This window comes from Clostridium sp. UBA7503 (genome assembly GCF_002477055.1).
GTDB lineage: Bacteria > Bacillota > Clostridia > Clostridiales > Clostridiaceae > Clostridium_J > Clostridium_J sulfidigenes.
The window spans coordinates 110183-126369 of sequence record NZ_DLNT01000028.1 but is presented as its reverse complement, the minus strand read 5'-3'; the positions used below and the strand labels follow the sequence as shown (position 1 = coordinate 126369).

The following is a 16187-nucleotide window of genomic DNA, read 5'->3' as shown; positions in this document are numbered from 1 at the left end:
TATTAAAAATTATTTAGATTATATTTATAGATAAATGTTCAATAATATTTAATAATTTCTATAATAACTTAAAAATAATTTGATTAATAATAAAATATTTGATTTTAAATGTAAAAAAAATATTGAGCATGATATAATAATATCGTAATTTAATATAGGAGGGAAAATTATGTCTGAAAAAAAGGATAAACAAATTCTTTGGTACACCTTAGCTTTTATGGCATTTTCAACAGTATGGGGATTTGGTAATGTTATTAACGGCTTCTCTGAGTACAATGGACTTAAAGCAATCGTATCTTGGGTAATAATTTTTACTATTTATTTTGTACCTTATGCACTAATGGTAGGTGAATTAGGCTCTGCATTTAAAAACTCTGGTGGTGGAGTTAGTTCTTGGATTCATGAAACCATAGGACCAAAAATTGCATACTACGCTGGATGGACATACTGGGTAGTTCATATGCCTTATATTTCACAAAAACCATCTGGTTTCATGATTTCAGCTAGCTGGGCAATTTTCCAAGACAAACGAATCAGTAATATGAATACTACTCTATTACAACTATCTTGCTTAGTAGTATTTTTAATTGCATTATATATTGCTTCAAAGGGATTAAACCCATTAAAAAAGATAGCTACCTTTGCAGGAACATCTATGTTCGTAATGTCTATTTTATTTATCATCTTAATGCTAGCAGCTCCAGCAATTACAGATGCTAATCTAAATGCTATAGATTGGTCATTTAAAACTTTTATGCCTACATTTGATGTTAAATTCTTTACTAGCTTATCCATCTTAGTCTTTGCTGTTGGTGGATGTGAAAAAATATCACCTTATGTTAACCAAGTTAAAGACCCAGAAACTGGTTTTTCAAAAGGTATGATTGCATTAGCAATTATGGTTGCAGTATGTGCAATTTTAGGAACTATATCATTAGGTATGATGTTTGATTCAAATAATGTCCCTAAAGACTTAATGACTAACGGTGCATATTATGCTTTCCAAAAGTTAGGTGAATACTATCACATAGGAAATACTTTCGTAATTATTTATGCTATTACAAATCTTATTGGACAGTTTGCAGTACTTATAATATCAATTGATGCACCTTTACGTATGTTACTTAATAGTGCTGATAGAGAGTTTATACCCGAAAAAATGTTTGTACAAAACAAACACGGTGCTTATATAAATGGACATAAACTTATATTAGTTATTGTTTCAATTTTAATAATTCTACCTGCTTTTGGTATAGGAAATGTAGATGAATTAGTAAAATGGCTAGTAAAACTAAATGCTGTATGTATGCCTTTACGTTATTTATGGGTATTTGTTGCATACATAGCTTTAAAGAAGGCTGGAGAAAAATTCAATCCTGAATACAAATTTGTAAAAAATAAAACATTAGGTATTATTATAGGAGCATGGTGTTTTGCATTTACTGCTTTCGCATGTATTGGTGGTATATACTCTACAGATCCATTCCAATTAGTACTTAATATTGCAACGCCATTCTTCTTAATAGGTTTAGGATTAATTCTTCCTTATATAGCGAAGAAAACTAATCACTAATTTCATAGTTAAATAGTACAAGCATATAAAAATAAATAGGACTGAATAAAGATATTTTATCTTTATTCAGTCCTTTATTTTTACCTCTATTTTATACCTTTAGCTTTTAATTTTTCAAGCATATCTACTGTCATCTTAGCTAAGTCATATTCAGCTTTAAAGCCCCACTCTTCTTTAGCAGCAGATGGGTCTATTGAATCTGGCCAAGTATTTGCAATTCCTTGTCTTACTGGGTCTACATCATAAGACATTTCAAATTCTGGAATATGCTTTCTAATTTCTTCAGCTATTTGCTCTGGTTCAAAGCTCATAGCAGTTATATTAAATGCATTTCTGTGCTTTAATTTACTTGGATCAGCTTCCATTAAAGTGATTATTGCATTTATAGCATCTGGCATATACATCATATCCATGTAAGTTCCTTTACCAATGAAAGAAGTATACTTACCAGCTTTTAATGCTTCATAGTAAATATCAACTGCATAATCTGTAGTTCCACCACCTGGTAATGCTACGTAAGAAATAAGTCCTGGGAATCTTACTCCTCTTGTATCTACACCATATTTAGAGTTATAGTAATCACATAATAACTCTCCTGAAACCTTAGTTACACCATACATAGTGTTTGGTCTTTGAATAGTATCTTGTGGAGTATTTACTTTAGGTGTAGATGGTCCAAATGCTCCTATTGAACTTGGAGTGAAGAATTTACAATTTAATTCTCTAGCAACTTCTAAAGCGTTTACAAGACCACCCATGTTAATAGTCCACGCAAGTTGTGGTTTTGCTTCTGCAACTGCTGATAAAAGTGCTGCAAGGTGAATAATAGTGTCCACTTTATGTTTTTTAGCTATTGATAAGAATTCATCGTAGTTTGTTACATCTAAAGTTTCAAAAATTCCACCTTCAACGATTGGATTTCCTTCTGGCTTTCTCACATCTGTAGCTACTACATTATCTACTCCGTAAACTTCTCTTAATTTCGTTACTAATTCCGTACCAATTTGACCTAAGCACCCGCTAACTAATATTCTTTTCATATTGATTCTCCCTATCTAATGTTATTTAAATTTTATTTAAATGTTTTTTAGTTAAAATCTATAACCTTTAGAGGAGGATATTCCTCCTCTACTTTTAATACAAATATTATTTTATTAAGCCCATTTCTCTTCCTACTTTTGCATATTTAGCAATAGCTTCATCTAACAATTCTTTTGTGTGAGCAGCTGATGGCATGTTTCTTACTCTAGCTGTTCCAAGTGGTACTGTTGGGAATACTATTGATTTAGCATATACACCCTCTTCATATAATCTTCTACTGAATTCTTGAGCCTCAGCAGCATCTCCAATTATGCATGGAGTTATAGGTGTTTCACTATGTCCAATATCAAATCCTAATTCTTTTAAGCCCTTTTTAAGGTAATTTCCATTTTCCCATAATCTATCATGAAGTTCCGTACTTTCAGTTAATATATTTACAGCCTCTATACAAGCTCCTGCTGCTGCTGGAGTTAATGATGTAGAGAATAGGAATGGTCTACCTCTAACCTTTAACCAGTCGATAAGATCTTTAGATCCTGCTACATATCCTCCAACTACACCAATAGCTTTAGAAAGTGTTCCTATTTGGAAATCTATTTTGTCTGATAATCCAAAATGGTGAACTGTTCCAGCACCTTTTCCTAGTACCCCAGAACCGTGAGCATCATCAACGTAAGTAATTAGATCAAACTCTTCTGCAATCTCAACAATTTCAGGAAGTTTTGCAACATCTCCATCCATTGAGAATACACCATCAGTGATTACCATTATTTTTTCATATAATCCTGATTCTTTTGCTTCCTTAGCCTTTGCTCTTAAATCATCCATATCAGAGTGTTCAACTCTTATGATTTTAGCTCCTGATAATCTACATCCATCTATAATTGACGCATGATTTAGTGCATCTGAAAGTATTGCATCTTTTTTGTTCATTACAGCAGATATCGCTGCCATATTACAGTTAAATCCTGATTGGAAAGCTATTGCAGCTTCAGTGTGCTTAAATGTTGCTAACTTCTTCTCTAATTCTATATGTATGTCTAATGTTCCATTTATTGTTCTAACAGCACCAGCACCTACGCCGTACTTTTCTGTAGCTTTGATTGAAGCTTCAATCATTCTCTTGTTAGTGGCAAGTCCTAGATAGTTGTTTGAAGATAGGTTTATTAGCTTCTTTCCTTCTATTTCTATCACAGGCCCATTTTGTCCTGTAATAACATTAATTTCATTATAAAGCCCTTTACTTTTAAGGTCCTCTAAATTAGTTTTAAGGAAATTGTTTAAAGATTTGCTTCCCATTTGATTACCTCCATTTAAATTATATTAAATAAAATTTACTATACATGCTAATATATTGATAACACATATAAGTATATTTATACTCCATAATAATATTTTTAACACTTACTCTTATAAATCCGCTACTTATACTTTTCCTTTAAATAATTAGAATATCATCTACTATAAGTTTTTCAATAAATCCTTATTTATATACACCTCTATATTTTTCTGGTAAAAGAGCAGCTATAGATTTCATAACTTCTAACATAGCTCTTTCATTATATTCATTCTTATCTTCTTCTTTAAGTTTTTCAGGTAAATATATAGGTTCTCCAAACCTTACAGTAACTTGAGCTGTTTGGAAGTTTTCTTCCCCCATATCACCATCATTTATAGGTAAAAATTCTTCTGTTCCAGCTAAACCAATTGGAATTATCTTAGCCTTAGATAACTTAGCCATTAGAAGGAATCCCTTCTTACCTTCTATCATTGAACCACTTCTACTTCTTGTTCCCTCGGGAAATATCATAATATTTTCTCCAGCTCTAAGTTTCTTTACAATTTTACTAATGGCATCCTTATCTGCAGAATTAGGTTTAATTGCTATGGTCTTTATAAACTTAAATCCATTCTTAGTAAAATCGTTATTGGAAAGCTTTACTCCCGCAATGAATGTGGGGTCAAAGTCTTTTAATAGTTCGTTAAGTATTAGACCATCAGCATTACTTAAGTGGTTACATATAAATATTATTGGACCCTTTATACCTTTAATTTTTTCGTAGCCTTCAACCTTCATATTAGCATACTTTTTTATTGATGTCTTTACATAACTTCTTGCTAGTTTTCCAGAAAGGCTCTCTGGTAATTTATTTAAAATCTTTGTTAATATATCTCTTTTCATAGAAATCTCCTTTATACCTAAGACTTACCTCCATACTACTTCTTGAATAATTTGTTATAATACTCCTTTATGTATGGTGAGTTAATACTCTCTTCTATATTATCTCTATCTTCATTATACCTCAAATAATAATTGATAAGCCCATTTCTTATTAATAAATTCTTTCCACGCCATCCACAAGAATGCATGATATACTTTTCTTTAAAGTTTTTATTATCAAGATTTATAAGCTCTAATAAATCAACCTTTTCCATATATTCCTTAGGTAGAAATTCTTTAATAGGTGAAACTTCCACATTTAAATTATGTGGGCATACTTTTTGACAATTGTCACACCCAAAAATCTTGCCTTTAACCATATTTAATTCCTCATGATTTAAGTGCTTTTTTTGAGTTAAATAAGAAATACATCGTGAAGAATTAAACTTTTTAACATCTTCTATTATAACATTTGTTGGACATTTTTCCATACATAAATTGCACTCTTTACAGCCATATTTTTTTGATTTATCCCCTTGTAGCTTAAGATTTGTTATTATTTCTCCTAAAAATACATAGGAGCCATACTTTTCCGTAATAAGAGTATTATTCTTACCTATAAATCCAACTCCACTTATAGCTGCGATATACCTCTCTGGTAATGGGTTACTATCTACAAACCATTTAGCCTCTCCTCCTAAGGATTCTATATAATCACATATTTCCTTTAAATATTTTTTTACTACCCCGTGATAATCTAGTCCCCTTGTATATATAGAAATTTTATCTCCTTCTCCTTTATCACCATGATAATAAGGAAAAGCTATTGATATAATAGTTTCTCCATTTTCCATTAAAAGCTTTGGATTAATTTTTTTTTCTATATTTTCCTCTTCAAACTCATTAAAAAGATTATTTTCTTTTCTATCTATGAAAAATTCCTCTAGTTCATTAAATCTTCTACACTCTGTAAATCCAATAATATCTAAAGAAAGTTTCTTTGCATAGTTTATTATTTTCTGTTTTTTATCTATACATTTTTCCATTAATTTATATATTTCCTACTTTCTCTTTTACATATATCCTATCCATATCCTGAGCTTATTATTAGTTTATCCTTGCTCTATTGTACTTCACACAAATACTCTGCTGTATACTTAGCTGCTAATTTTCCTTGATTCATGACCTTCTCCACATTAGTATACCCATCAACCACTGCACCACAGGCAAATATTCCTTTTATTGAGGTTTCCATTTTATCCGAAATAAATATACCACCCTTTTCTTTCTCTATCTCTATTCCCATTTTTTCTGCTATTGCGATATCTGGCTTTAAGTTCATACATAGCACTAAAGTATCACAATCCACATATTTACTAGTTCCTTCAATAACATTATATTCTTCATCTAGATGTACGATATCTACACCAGTAACTCTATGGGTACCATATATCTTTACTACTCTATGGTTAAAGAGTATAGAAATATTAAAATCTTCAACATATTCTTTAGCTTTATTACTCACAGCTCTAATAGCTTCACTGGTTTCTATCATACTTATTACATTAGCTCCCTCTAAAACTAAAGTTCTTGCTGCAAGTATTCCTATATCATCAGAGCCTAATACAATGCATCTTTTTCCTGGTAATACACCTTTTCTATTAATATACTTTAGCGTTGAGCAAGCTGTGGTAATTCCAGCCAACCCATAACCTAATATGTTTTTATAACCAAAGGGTCTCTCCCTTGAGCCCATGGCAAGAATGATAGACTTAGATTTTATAGTCTTTATTCCTTCCTTACTATTTACCATAACAACTTCTTTATTCTTTTTTATTTCTAAAACTGTAGTATCACACTTAATAATTACTCCTAAATTTAAAGCATCCTTTACTAATCCTGCTATTAATTCAGGGGCAGCTAAATTTTCTTTTATACTCTTATAATAAAAACCTGCCTGAACACATGAAAGCATAGCTCCACCAGGTTCTATATCCCTATCTATTACAATAACCCTATTTACTCCTCTAGATTTGGCCTCTACCGCAGCCATAACTCCACTTACTCCTGCACCTATAACTATTAGGTCAAAAGCTTCCATGAAATCCCCTCCTATTCCCAAAGCGCTATAAAGTCTACCTAGATTATTATACTATTATTCTTAGTATTTATCATTATTTTCTAAGTTTCTTCCATCTATTCAACCAAAATACCATAATAAAACTAAATACAACTACAATTGCTACCAGCACATTTCCCTGAGTTCTATTTCCACTTTCCATAGCAAAGTATATTGCTATTGGTATAGTTTGAGTTTTTCCTGGTATATTACCGGCAACCATAAGACTAGCTCCAAATTCACCTAAAGCTCTAGTGAATGCTAAAATAACTCCACTGATAATACTATCAAAAGCCATAGGTAATACTATATGAAAAAATATATAACTATCACCGGCACCAAATATTCTAGCTGCCTCTATACATGTAATATCTACGTTTAAAAAACCAGCCTTAGCACTTTCATACATTAATGGCAATGCCACAATTGCAGCTCCAATTGCAGCACCTTGCCATGTAAATACTAAAGTACCTCCAAATACAGCTTCAGTAAGCTTTCCTAAAGGACCATTTCTACCCATGATTATTAGCATTCCATATCCTACTACTGTAGGAGGAAGACACATAGGCAAGAGTATTATTGTTTCTAATGCTGACTTCCCCTTAAAACTATATCTACAAAATATCCATGCTAATGCTATACCCAAAATAATAACTATCCCTGTGGCAACAAAAGCTACTTTAAGTGAAATTGTCACTGGTGTTAATATGGACTCCATCATATACTTATCATCCTCATCTTATATTGTTTATATATACTATTGGAATGCTGTTTTGTATAACATGTATAATTTATAAGCTTCATCAGGCAATTGTTCCCTATGAAGCTTATAAATTATCCGTATTTAATGATTAATTAACCTTAAAACCATACCTTTCCAGTATTTTTTTACTTTCACTAGTATCTAAGAACTCTAAAAAACTTTTAGCCTCATCTTTAACTTCAGAAGTTTTTATTACCCCTCCTGGGTATATGATCTTTTTATGACTTGCTGTATCAAAAGTAGTGACCACAACAGAATTTTTTATATTAACTGTATCAGATTTATAAACAATACCACAAGCTGCTTCACCACTTTCTACATAAGCAACAACTTGTTTAACATCCTTTGCAAAAACAATGTTATTCTCTATAACATCCCACTTATTATAGTGATTTAAAGCTTCCTCAGCATATTGTCCTGCGGGTACAGAACCTATTTCACCTAAAGCTATATGTCCATCTAAATTATCTAAATCATCTAGCTCTTTTATTTTATCTTTATACTCATTATTAACAATTAAAACTAGTTCATTTTCTACTATGTCTTTCTTACTTCCCCTTTCTATAATTTCTTTATCCTCTAGTGCTTTAAACTGCTTTTCCCCTGCAGACATAAATATATCCACCGGCGCCCCTTCCTCAATTTGTTTTTGAAGTGCTCCTGATGCCCCAAAGTTAAAAGTTAAAGTTATATTATTTTTTTCTTCATAGACCTTTTTAATTTCCTCCATAGATTCATTAAGACTTGCCGCTGCTGAGATTATTATTTCTTTTTTTCCTCCACTATTGTTTTCTTCTTTAGTAGCTTGTCCATTTGAACATCCGACAAAAGCCATAGCTAAAATTGTAATTACTATTATACTTCTTAACTTTTTCAAAGAAATCCCATCCTTTTCCATATTTATGTATTAATTATACATCTTATTATATAGCTTTAAAATACATTTTATCTATTTTATTACTTATATAAAAATGTTCTTTTTATGCTCATATAGAATAGATTGATTTTTAACATTGAGTTTAAAGTCATATATTATATAAAAAAGAACATTCATAAACCGTTTTCTCAGCCTTGAATGTTCTTTTCTTATTTAAAACTTATATATTTTATACTATAAATTTAATTTAAATCTAACCTGAATTGTAAAGACTTCATCCTCTAAACTAGCAGAAACCTCATGTCCCATACTTTCTGTAAGTTTCTTTACGATAGTTAATCCAAGACCTGTATTTTGTCCTGTCCTCATTCTATCTGCAGTAAAAAATCTATCAAAAACATGTTCTAAATCTTCCTGTGTAAAATCTTCTACCCTATTACTAAAAGTAGTAATAATTTCTCCATCTACTTGCCTTTGGCATATAGACATAGTTTTATTACCATGCTTTAAAGCATTTTGAAATATGTTAGTAAAAATTCTAATTACAGCATTTTCATCAGCAATTATTGCTGGTAATTTTTCTTGTAGATCAACTTCTACTTCAAAGCCTTTATCTATAAAATCATTATAAAAAGCGGCTACAATTTCACGCAATAAACTTTCAACATTAACCTTTTTAAATTCTAGGTCATATTCATTAGCTTCTAATCTAGATAAATCATAAAAGCTAGTAATAAGATTTTGCAATACCTTAGATCGTTTTTCTATAATATCTAAGTACTCCTGTTTTTCTTCTTCACTAGTAGACTTATCTTTAATTAGTTGTACATAACCTAGAATAGATGTAAGTGGGGTTCTTAAATCATGAGATATATTAGCAATTTGCTTTCTTAATTCACTTTCACTCTTTTCATGAGCTATTCTATCATTTTGACTTTTTTCTAATATAAAATTAATTTCACCTATCATCTGTTCAATATTCTTATTAGGGGCTACTAACTTTAGTTGTTCATTGGTTTTTATATTCTTAAGCTTCTTTAATTCCTTATTTATATTGCTTATATTATAGCGATTTAGTAGAAAGAGCACTATAAATAATGCTGCTATACCACCAAATAAAATAGTTATATATATCATTTAATGCTCCTCCCAAGACTTACATCCTAAATATATTTCTTCAAATAACGAAACCTTCTTAACTCCCCATAAACAGAACAAATAGTTAACTATTTTAATATTTAACTAGATTTCTATATTACTATTTAAATAGTTTCATATTAATATAGTTATATATTCATATCGTTTCATATTTAAATAGGTGTGAATTTAAATAATTAATTTCTATTTTATCTCTCTTCTTCTAAAAGACATAATTCCTATAACCGTTATTAAAGTGATATATACTATACCTAGTACATAAAATTTTGTAATATCCTCAGAAAGAATCCTGTCCTGAGTTACTATAAATTTAATGTTGTAAGAAACTAAGTATGATTGTATCTTTACAAATATAGGTTTATAGTAACCTAGCAGCTTAATTATTCCCGGAAATATAGCTACAACTCCTAGATAAGCAAAGGCAAATATATTATTGTTCTTAATATTAAAAACAAGTAAATTTGCAATAGCAATTCCTGTTAACCAAAGTGGGAATACAGCAACGAGTTTATTCCCAAAATTACCAAGTGTTTCTGCCATAGATGCTCCACCTAAACCAAGACATATATAAGAACTTAATATTAACACAGTAGCAACTATAATTAAAGATACTGTGGCTACAATCACTTCTACAATAAATTTTCCTAAATATATTTTTGTTCTATTAATCCCAAAGGATACTGTATTTTTTAAAGTTTGATGCTTATGTTCATCTGAAAATACAATATCTACAATCATAATTACAGAATAATAAATCAATGTAAAAAGACCTGTTGAAATCATTAGTATATCTGGCATTGTTATTCTGTTAATTGCTGCTTGGTCTTTCATAAACCATAATGCCAATGCATTAACTAGAATACATATCAATGAAGAAGTTCCAACTAAAACATAAGGNNTATTTACGATGAGTAGTTCTATATAATTCACTTTTTATATAATTAAGCATTGATAACACCTCCAACTAATGAAACAAAGTATTCTTCTAAATTGGTTCCCTTTATATTCATAGAATTTAACTCTACCCCATTTTTAACAATTGCACTGCTTACCTTAGAAGGTGTATCTTTAAATTTATAAATTCGAATTATGTTATTAGGTAATACCTCATATTCATGACAATTTAGTTTATCCTCTAACAATACTGCTGCTTTCTCAGCATTATCTACTGATATCTCTAAACATTCTTTACACTTCTCCTTAAGTTCTTCTGCAGAAATCTGTTCTACCATGTGTCCTCTCTCAATAAAGCCATATTCCGTTGCTATACTAGCTAATTCACTTAGTATATGACTAGAAATTATTATGGTAATATTTTTCTCTTCATTTAGTTTCAAAAGAAGATTACGAATTTCAACAATCCCCATTGGATCAAGTCCATTTATTGGTTCATCTAAAACTAAAAAGTCCGGATTATTCATCATTGCAAGAGCTAAACCTAATCTTTGTTTCATACCTAAAGAAAAACTCTTAAATTTTTTCTTTTTAGTATCTTCAAGTCCTACATCTTTAAGTAATTGTTTTATGCATTCTGAACCAGCTATTCCTCTTTGAACTCTATAATACTCAAGGTTTTCCTCCGCCGTTAAATATGGAAAAAAACTTGGAGTTTCAATCATTGCTCCTATTCTTTTTCTTGAAATCTCTAAACCCTTTTCCGTAGTTTCTGAGAATAATTGTATTTCACCACTAGTTATCATAGTTTGGCCTGCAATCATCCTTAATAAAGTAGTTTTACCAGCACCATTTTTTCCTACCAATCCATATATTGAGCCTTTTTTTATATTTATATTAGTAGCCTTTACTGCCTCAAATTTTCCGTAGGATTTACTTAAATTTCTCGTAATTAATATACTTTCTTCCATAAATCTCACCTTTCCCTTTTCTTATTGTCTTTATTATAAAATTCAAAACTCAATAAACACTTAAGAAAAGTTAAAGAAATCATAAAGTTTATTCAGCCATAGTAAACCCTATACCCCAAATAGTTTTTATATACTCTGTATCCTTATCTAATTTTGAAATCTTAGATCTAATATTACTAATATGCACATTTACAGTATTATCTTCTCCATAAAACTCTTCATTCCATATATTCTTATACAAATTTTCTCTAGTAAATACTTTTTTAGGATGAGTTAGTAAAAGCTCTAGTATAGAAAATTCTCTTACCGTTAGTGTAAGGTCATTTCCATTTACTGTGACTTTCATAGCTTCCTTATCAAGCTCTAAATTCTTATAAGCTAAGACCTGCCTCTTATCCTCTGAACTACTAAATCTTTTATATCTTCTTAGTTGGGCTTCTACTCTTGCAGTAACTTCACTTATCTCAAAGGGTTTAGTAATATAGTCGTCTGCTCCTAATTTCAGTAGCTTTACCTTATCTGAAATCTCAGTTTTCGCAGAGATAATAATAATTGGCATAGTTTTTGATTTTCTGATTTCTCCTATCAACTCTTCTCCAGTTAATCCTGGTAACATTAAATCTAAAAGAATCAAATCATAATTATACATGTTAATGCACATTCTAGCTTCACTACCTGAATATGCACTGCTCACTTCATAATCTTGTTTTTTAAGAATTTTGCATAGTAATCCATTTATATCTACATCATCTTCTACTACTAAAATAGATATTCTTTCTTCCATATATAACACCCCTCTTTATTAGTATCGTAATGGAACTTACATATATATTCTCTATATACTTTATATCACATAATTAACTATAGATAAACAGAGTTCTTAGTGTCAATTTATTTGATACTTAGAAATCGTTATCCAGGGACGTACCAGCTCTTTTACTCCCATTTCGAAGAAGATGGGAGTATTAGAGCTGGTAGTCATCGGATTAACAGAGCTCTTAGCTTCTCTGAAGCTTTAGAAATCGTTATCCAGGGACGTACCAGCTCTTTTACTCCCACTTCGAAGAAGATAGGAGTATTAGAGCTGGTAGTCATCGGATAAACAGAGTAAAAAAACCTATCCTGTTACAGATAGATTCTTTTCATTTATTCGCATTCATATACAAGAATGCTTTCATTATTTTCAATTTTAAATATCTTTTCAATATCTTCAGTTATCATATTATTTATCTCTCTGTCTGTAGTGAATTTAACTCCAATTCCACAGTTAGAGCTAAGCCTTCTTGGGACTGGCATAGTTTCATTAGTAATTTCAAGACTCTCTAAATATCTATGATATTTTATAGCCCCTGAGTGTGTGAAAAAAACTCCAATATATTCCATTCTATTTATTGGCCTTTATTAGAAAATCTTCTTCTACTTCTGTAACTACAGCATTTAACCCTGCATTTTTAATAAACCTTGAAACATTTTCCTTCGCCACATTATTATCAACTAATATTTCAAATCCATCTTTATTTACACTTAATGCTTTTTTAGCCATTAAAACTGGTTGAGGACAGCTCATTCCCCTTGCATCTACCTTAACCAATAGAAACACCACCTTTGCTATCAGCTTTACTCTTACTTATGTTAAATGATTTATTCATACAGAAATAAGAAATCCCTAATAATATTACTATTCCTATAAATATTGCAATCTTTCCATTGCCAGTAGGACCTTCTCCTGAAGATGCTAATTTAAAGTTATGTGCAAAAGCTGCCCCAACAATCATTCCCATTACTGTGATCGCAGAATCTGCATTTCCTTCTCCAGCAAGTATTAATTGTCTTAATGGGCATCCTCCTAAAAGTACTGAACCCCAACCTGCAACTAACATACCCATAAAGTTCCATAATGCATCATTATGAGCTATAGGTTGTTCAACAAAACCTAGTTTAAAATCTCCCAGAACTAAGTTTCCTATTAATGTTACTACAAATATTGATATAAAACCCCACATCAAATAACTATCTTTAAACATGATTAAATCCCTAATTCCACCTACCATACAAAGTCTTGTTCTTTGTGCTACAATTCCTATAATAAGTCCCGCTGATAAAGCAAACCATATAGGTGCATGCATAGAACCTGGACCCTTTGCACTAAAGAATATAAATGCTGGAGCAGCTATTAATAATATTAATAACATTATTGCTATCACTGGCATTGCATATCCTTCAGCTGTAGTTAAATTATAATTTCTCTTTAAAGTAAATCCTCTGTTTAAAAATTGAATTCCAACAAATATTCCTGCTGCAAATCCAAGTAAGCCTACTACAGCATTTAAATCTCCACCAGCAATTCTAAGTACCATTCTAAGTGGACATCCTAAGAATACTAAAGCACCAATCATAACTATAGCACCAAGAATAAATCTTAAGAATGGTGAAGAACCACCCTTTACTTTGAATTCTTTTGTAAATAGTGCAATTATAAATGCCCCTAAAACTATACCAATTACTTCTGGTCTTATATACTGTACAACTTCAGCTCTATGTAGTCCTACAGCACCTGCTATATCTCTTAAGAAACAGGCTATACAAGCACCCATGTTTTTAGGATTTCCTAAATACACCAAAGCTACAGATAATAGACCAATGATTCCACCAGCAAAAATTATACCTCTTTTTTCTTTCATGGTTTATCCCCCCATATATTTGATAAATATAATAAATTTTGATAATACTTCATCTAAAGTAAATTTTAACATATATTTATATTTTTATTAAATTTTTATTACGAATAGATGAAGGACAATCTATTTGTTTTTTTAATATTTATGTGCCCTAGCATATAAAATCTTTATATTTAATTCCCTATGATATAATAATGTAGGAAAAAAATTTTTTAAAACTTTAATTAGATATAAGATATATATTTAAGGAGGTAATTATGAGAAAAGTATATTTAGATAATGGTGCTACATCCTTTCCTAAACCTAATTCTGTAGCTGAAGCTATGGCAAATTATATTGTTAATGTAGGTGGAAATGTAAATAGGGGTAGTTATGATAGTTCCTTTAATGCAGAAAACATAGTCTATGAAACTAGAGAACTGCTCTGTAAACTATTTAATTTTTCAAAACCTGAAAATGTAATTTTCACTAGCAATATAACTCATAGTCTTAATGTTATTTTAAAAGGATTTTTAAAGACTGGTGACCATGTGATTACTTCTTCTATGGAACATAATGCAGTACTTCGCCCTTTAAACGCCTTACAAAGTAAAGGTATAGAGCACTCTGTAGTACCTTGTAATTCCCTAGGACAGTTAAACCCATCTAATTTACATAAATACCTTAAGCCTAATACTAAAGCTGTAGTAATGACTCATAGCTCTAATGTATGTGGAACTATTATGCCCTTTGAGGAAATAGGACAGTTCTGCAAGGCAAATAATATTTACTTCATTGCAGACACAGCACAAACAGCTGGATCAATTCCAATAGATATGGAGAAAATGAATATAGATGTTTTATGTTTTACTGGTCATAAGGGACTTCTTGGACCTCAAGGTATAGGTGGATTTTTAATAAAAGATGAGTTAGCTAAATTAACTACTCCTCTTATAGAAGGTGGTACTGGTAGCTTCTCTGAATATGAAATTCAACCTGATTACATGCCTGATAAATTTGAAGGTGGTACTCCAAATATACCTGGAATATTTGGCTTAAATGCAGCCTTAAAATATCTAAAGGAAAAAGGACTTAGTAATATAAAAGATCATGAAATGAAATTAACTAAACTATTTTTAGATAACATTAAGGATATAAAAGAATTTAAAGTTCTGGGACTATCCTCTGCTGAAAATAGGACTTCTGTAGTATCTATTGATTTTCCTAAGGGTGATAATGGTGAAATATCCCATATGCTATCTAAAAAATACGGCATATCTGTGAGATGTGGGCTTCATTGTTCACCATCAGCTCATAAGACCTTAGGCACCTTCCCTAACGGAACAGTAAGATTCGCCTTTGGCACCTTTAACACTGAAGATGATGTATTATATGCTGTTAATGCTATTAAAGAAGTAATTGCTTCATCAGATAATAATACTCTATGTTTTTAACAAAAAAATAATTAAAGGCTCAAAGATACAATATCTTCAAACCTCTAATTATTATATATAAATTTTTTATAGGGCAATAATTATTGGGGATATAAAGTTATATATTTACTTAACAACAAAACCCCTTAACTCTTCAGTTAAGGGGTATAAAAATCACAGAAAAATTACATTAAAGTATACGCAATACTTTAATATATATCTATTCTTTTATAACACCCCTCCATCTACCGTAGAGTATCTAGTGTATTAATATAGGCAGGTCTTCTGACTTTGGTTCATAGTTGCTTCAGCCTTCCCAACATTAGTCAGTGGCGCTTTAAGAAGCTTCTCCCCATTACAGCGGCGGGACCGTATAAGATTTTCACTTACTTCCCTTTTAAACAAAGTATTAAACTTTGTACCTCTATTATTTTTATATTAAATTTTCTCTTTATTAATCAGCTTATGTAAGCTAACGTTATATATTGTTTTTTAATATAATATAGTGTATCAACTACAATATTATTATACTACTTTTAC

16 protein-coding genes and 1 riboswitch are annotated in these 16187 nt (G+C 30.6%); of the genes, 2 read left to right on the top strand and 14 right to left on the bottom strand.

Going from position 1 to position 16187, the window contains the following annotated elements; genetic code table 11:
• Positions 1-169 precede the first annotated feature (169 nt).
• Positions 170-1573: an APC family permease gene (locus tag B3630_RS08665; RefSeq protein ID WP_346897279.1), complete on the top strand. Its 1404-nt coding sequence runs from the start codon at positions 170-172 to the stop codon at positions 1571-1573.
• Between the two features lie 86 nt (positions 1574-1659).
• On the opposite strand, the gene B3630_RS08660 is transcribed toward B3630_RS08665, so the two are convergent.
• The 14 genes from B3630_RS08660 to yedE all read right to left on the bottom strand — a co-directional run bounded on the left by B3630_RS08660 (position 1660) and on the right by yedE (position 14238).
• On the bottom strand, positions 1660-2613 hold the full coding sequence (locus B3630_RS08660) for an L-threonine 3-dehydrogenase (protein ID WP_346897277.1): 954 nt from the start codon (positions 2611-2613) through the stop codon (positions 1660-1662).
• A 106-nt stretch (positions 2614-2719) separates the two neighbouring features.
• A complete protein-coding gene (locus B3630_RS08655) occupies positions 2720-3913 on the bottom strand; it encodes a glycine C-acetyltransferase (protein ID WP_346897275.1) in 1194 nt (397 codons plus the stop codon).
• A 184-nt stretch (positions 3914-4097) separates the two neighbouring features.
• Positions 4098-4796 (bottom strand): lysophospholipid acyltransferase family protein, encoded by a 699-nt coding sequence (locus B3630_RS08650; protein ID WP_035129646.1) that lies wholly within the window; start codon positions 4794-4796, stop codon positions 4098-4100.
• Positions 4797-4831: 35 nt separating this feature from the next.
• Positions 4832-5821: a tRNA epoxyqueuosine(34) reductase QueG gene (gene queG / locus B3630_RS08645; RefSeq protein WP_346897273.1), complete on the bottom strand. Its 990-nt coding sequence runs from the start codon at positions 5819-5821 to the stop codon at positions 4832-4834.
• Positions 5822-5898: 77 nt separating this feature from the next.
• Positions 5899-6876, bottom strand: a complete 978-nt coding sequence (locus tag B3630_RS08640) for an NAD(P)/FAD-dependent oxidoreductase (protein WP_346897271.1) — start codon at positions 6874-6876, stop codon at positions 5899-5901.
• Positions 6877-6949: 73 nt separating this feature from the next.
• Positions 6950-7615: a molybdate ABC transporter permease subunit gene (gene modB / locus B3630_RS08635; protein WP_346897269.1), complete on the bottom strand. Its 666-nt coding sequence runs from the start codon at positions 7613-7615 to the stop codon at positions 6950-6952.
• 130 nt (positions 7616-7745) lie between these two features.
• Complete coding sequence (gene modA, locus B3630_RS08630; protein ID WP_346897267.1) at positions 7746-8534, bottom strand: molybdate ABC transporter substrate-binding protein; 789 nt, start codon at positions 8532-8534, stop codon at positions 7746-7748.
• Positions 8535-8768: 234 nt separating this feature from the next.
• A complete protein-coding gene (locus B3630_RS08625) occupies positions 8769-9671 on the bottom strand; it encodes a HAMP domain-containing sensor histidine kinase (RefSeq protein ID WP_346897265.1) in 903 nt (300 codons plus the stop codon).
• Between the two features lie 204 nt (positions 9672-9875).
• Positions 9876-10562: an ABC transporter permease gene (locus tag B3630_RS08620; RefSeq protein WP_346897263.1), complete on the bottom strand. Its 687-nt coding sequence runs from the start codon at positions 10560-10562 to the stop codon at positions 9876-9878.
• Between the two features lie 71 nt (positions 10563-10633).
• Positions 10634-11557 carry an ABC transporter ATP-binding protein gene (locus B3630_RS08615; protein WP_346897261.1) on the bottom strand — a complete coding sequence of 308 codons (924 nt, stop codon included), beginning with the start codon at positions 11555-11557 and terminating at the stop codon, positions 10634-10636.
• 88 nt (positions 11558-11645) lie between these two features.
• Positions 11646-12341 (bottom strand): response regulator transcription factor, encoded by a 696-nt coding sequence (locus B3630_RS08610; protein ID WP_346897259.1) that lies wholly within the window; start codon positions 12339-12341, stop codon positions 11646-11648.
• A 362-nt stretch (positions 12342-12703) separates the two neighbouring features.
• Entirely contained in the window at positions 12704-12940 is a 237-nt protein-coding gene (locus B3630_RS08605) for a DUF3343 domain-containing protein (protein ID WP_346897257.1), read from the bottom strand.
• 1 nt (position 12941) lies between these two features.
• Positions 12942-13157 (bottom strand): sulfurtransferase TusA family protein, encoded by a 216-nt coding sequence (locus B3630_RS08600; protein WP_346897465.1) that lies wholly within the window; start codon positions 13155-13157, stop codon positions 12942-12944.
• Positions 13141-14238, bottom strand: a complete 1098-nt coding sequence (gene yedE / locus B3630_RS08595; protein ID WP_346897255.1) for a YedE family putative selenium transporter — start codon at positions 14236-14238, stop codon at positions 13141-13143. The genes B3630_RS08600 and yedE overlap by 17 nt, the downstream gene beginning before the upstream one ends.
• A gap of 254 nt (positions 14239-14492) precedes the next feature.
• Here yedE and B3630_RS08590 point away from each other — a divergent pair, with 254 nt between their 5' ends.
• Complete coding sequence (locus B3630_RS08590) at positions 14493-15668, top strand: aminotransferase class V-fold PLP-dependent enzyme (protein ID WP_346897253.1); 1176 nt, start codon at positions 14493-14495, stop codon at positions 15666-15668.
• A 237-nt stretch (positions 15669-15905) separates the two neighbouring features.
• Positions 15906-16088, bottom strand: a riboswitch (cobalamin riboswitch).
• Positions 16089-16187 lie beyond the last annotated feature (99 nt).

Coding starts and splice junctions, on each gene's coding strand:
- B3630_RS08610 (WP_346897259.1), bottom strand. CDS start 12,341: ATGGAAGAAAGAATATCTATTTTAGTAGTAGAAGATGATGTAGATATA.
- queG (WP_346897273.1), bottom strand. CDS start 5,821: ATGGAAAAATGTATAGATAAAAAACAGAAAATAATAAACTATGCAAAG.
- B3630_RS08590 (WP_346897253.1), top strand. CDS start 14,493: ATGAGAAAAGTATATTTAGATAATGGTGCTACATCCTTTCCTAAACCT.
- B3630_RS08655 (WP_346897275.1), bottom strand. CDS start 3,913: ATGGGAAGCAAATCTTTAAACAATTTCCTTAAAACTAATTTAGAGGAC.
- B3630_RS08665 (WP_346897279.1), top strand. CDS start 170: ATGTCTGAAAAAAAGGATAAACAAATTCTTTGGTACACCTTAGCTTTT.
- B3630_RS08615 (WP_346897261.1), bottom strand. CDS start 11,557: ATGGAAGAAAGTATATTAATTACGAGAAATTTAAGTAAATCCTACGGA.
- modB (WP_346897269.1), bottom strand. CDS start 7,615: ATGATGGAGTCCATATTAACACCAGTGACAATTTCACTTAAAGTAGCT.
- B3630_RS08650 (WP_035129646.1), bottom strand. CDS start 4,796: ATGAAAAGAGATATATTAACAAAGATTTTAAATAAATTACCAGAGAGC.
- B3630_RS08640 (WP_346897271.1), bottom strand. CDS start 6,876: ATGGAAGCTTTTGACCTAATAGTTATAGGTGCAGGAGTAAGTGGAGTT.
- B3630_RS08625 (WP_346897265.1), bottom strand. CDS start 9,671: ATGATATATATAACTATTTTATTTGGTGGTATAGCAGCATTATTTATA.
- B3630_RS08660 (WP_346897277.1), bottom strand. CDS start 2,613: ATGAAAAGAATATTAGTTAGCGGGTGCTTAGGTCAAATTGGTACGGAA.
- yedE (WP_346897255.1), bottom strand. CDS start 14,238: ATGAAAGAAAAAAGAGGTATAATTTTTGCTGGTGGAATCATTGGTCTA.
- B3630_RS08605 (WP_346897257.1), bottom strand. CDS start 12,940: ATGGAATATATTGGAGTTTTTTTCACACACTCAGGGGCTATAAAATAT.